Annotated in this window: 3 protein-coding genes; all 3 read right to left on the reverse strand. The window is 43.9% G+C overall.

Annotated features, from left to right (window positions below):
• Nucleotides 1-279: 279 nt before the first annotated feature.
• The 3 genes from AC1EU2_RS18640 to AC1EU2_RS18650 are packed head-to-tail and all read right to left on the reverse strand — an operon-like array spanning nucleotide 280 to nucleotide 2,235.
• Nucleotides 280-1,347, reverse strand: a complete 1,068-nt coding sequence (locus tag AC1EU2_RS18640; protein WP_480299778.1) for an IS91 family transposase — start codon at nucleotides 1,345-1,347, stop codon at nucleotides 280-282.
• Nucleotides 1,347-1,553 (reverse strand): tyrosine-type recombinase/integrase, encoded by a 207-nt coding sequence (locus AC1EU2_RS18645; protein WP_480299780.1) that lies wholly within the window; start codon nucleotides 1,551-1,553, stop codon nucleotides 1,347-1,349. Before AC1EU2_RS18645 ends, AC1EU2_RS18640 begins: the two co-directional genes overlap by 1 nt.
• Nucleotides 1,507-2,235, reverse strand: a complete 729-nt coding sequence (locus AC1EU2_RS18650; protein ID WP_480299779.1) for a site-specific integrase — start codon at nucleotides 2,233-2,235, stop codon at nucleotides 1,507-1,509. The genes AC1EU2_RS18645 and AC1EU2_RS18650 overlap by 47 nt, the downstream gene beginning before the upstream one ends.
• Nucleotides 2,236-2,367: the final 132 nt, after the last annotated feature.

Here is a 2,367-nt window from a genome sequence, read left to right on the forward strand (position 1 = left end):
ATAATAAATAAGGATAGGCGTAGCGTAGCCTGCGCCTTATCTGGTTGTTGAACCAGCCCGTTCTACTTATATATGCAAATATCTCTGAAGTTATTCTGCGATCTGAATGAGCCGTAATTCGACTCACTTTTCTGTGGATGTACATGAGCCTTAGTGGCGATCTATCGATGCTTGTTACCACCAATACTTTGTTGCGTTTACGGTAAATTCAGCTGGGTGAATTTTGTCCTCATAGTTATGTGAGTGCCATTATTTCTATTATCTGTAGCGTAACGTTCGTCAACCAAAACCGCATGGTCGTATAATGCCGATAAATTGCATCGGTTGCTGACAGCAACGACATAAACACTGGGCTTTTTTGCGTGTGATGGGTTCGACTTTGCTGAAATCCAGCTTGCCCGCCATCATTAAACACAACTGTATTTGTTTCAGCTTCTTTTTAGCGCCGCCATGCAGTAATCCATAATCCCTAACACGCCGAAAGCCTTTGGGGATAACATGTTGCAGAACTTGCCATAGAAATTGCAACGTCGGTAGCGTCTTGATTTGGCGTTGTTTGGTTTCACTGTCGGTGTAACGAAAGCTCACCTTATTCTCAGTCACTTTTACAATATCTCTGTCTGGCAATACCCCTCGATACAAATACCGAGATAAGTATTTCAAAGCTGATAAGCCTTTACCCACATGCTGGCAATTAACCACCCACTCTTTGGGTAATTGTGTTGGTAGTTTCAGTTGAAGCTGCTGACTCAGTGCTTCCAACATTCTGCCACGCCATACCTTGGCCAGCGCTTTGCCATTGAATAAATACTTCCCTTTATTTTTCTTCCACTGTTTACGGCTTTTGTCATAACCGCCCGCAGGTATTACTACATGAATGTGTGGGTGAAAGTCACGCTGCCGACTATGGGTATGCAGTACGGTAGTAAAACCAATCTCAGCTTGTAAGCCTTTTTTACGCTTGGCAAAGTCTTTGAGTATCCCTTGAGACACCTTGAACATGGCTTCAAACACTGACGGTTGATAATTAAAGGTGAGCGCTCGCAGCTCAAAGGGTAAGGTAAAGGTCACCATATAATAATCAACGGGCAGTAATTTGAGCTGCTGCCGATTAAGCCAGTCTTGAGTAGTGTTGTGCTGACACAAACTGCAATTACGATGACCACAAGACAAAGGCAAGTCTTGATAACGATGACAATCATCACACTGCCACTGGCTGCAACCTTTATTAAAGGTCTTACAACCGAGCATGGCATTTATCGCTTGATAATGCTCACAGGTTAACTGCTGCTGATACTGACGTTTAAAGTTATCAAGATTATCAGAGAGAATATCCACAAAGTGCATTACTTATCCCTCCAACTGAGGTCAAGCGACTCGGTTAAGGTGTTGATGGTGTCTCGGGTAGATTGGGACTTAACGTTGGTGAGTTTGGTGTAAATCAGGGTGGTATTTAAACTGTTGTGACCGAGTGCAACTTGAATACTTCTAAGGTCAACGCCTCGTTCAAGTAAGTGAGTGGCATAACAATGACGTAAAGTATGAGGGCTGATTTTTTTTAAAAATACCGCAGTCTTTCACAATCTGCCGCATGGCTTTTTGAGCACTGCCTTTATCCATTTGCTGGTTTGGGTCGGCATTGTTGCTCGGGAACAACCATTTGGTATGACGATGGCTTTGCCAGAACTGACGCAGTACGGCTAAAGTTCGCCGAGGTAAAGGCACAAAACGGTCTTTGCCACCTTTACCGTCACGAATATGCAGCTGCATATAAGCGCTGTCGATATCGGCCACCGTTAAGTTAATCGCCTCGCCCAATCGCAAGCCTAAACTGTAGATGGTAAAAAACAGCACTTGATATCTCAGCTGCCGAGTACGGCTGATAATCAAGGCCACTTCTGCAACGGATAAGACATCAGGCAGGCGTTTGACTTGTTGCGGTTTGACAATATTCAGCCATTGCCACTGCTTGTCTAGCGTATAGCGATAAAAGAACTGCAAGCCATTACGGTCTATTTTAACGGTACTCCAAGAGTGCGATTGAATTAACGCATCGAAGTATTGCTTAAGTTCGTGCTGCTCTAAATTATCAGGGCAACGGTCAAAATGCGCAGCGATACGCCGAACTGCTCGACTGTAAGCATCAATAGTGGCTTTGCGCTTGCCTTGTAAGCGCAAGTTGGTAAGATGTTGTTCATAAAGAAAATCAAAGCGTTGTTGTTCGTAAGGTGTCATGAAAATACTCCTCAAGTTATCCAGCAAGATTGCTGTAATTGCTGTAAGAGAAGTATGGGACAGGGCTTTGGTGAATGTGATTAATGCTTATTAATCATGTGATTCTGCCGCTTTGCGGCTTGGTTCAACAAG

It is taken from the genome of Parashewanella sp. 2304DJ23-3 (assembly GCF_056591695.1).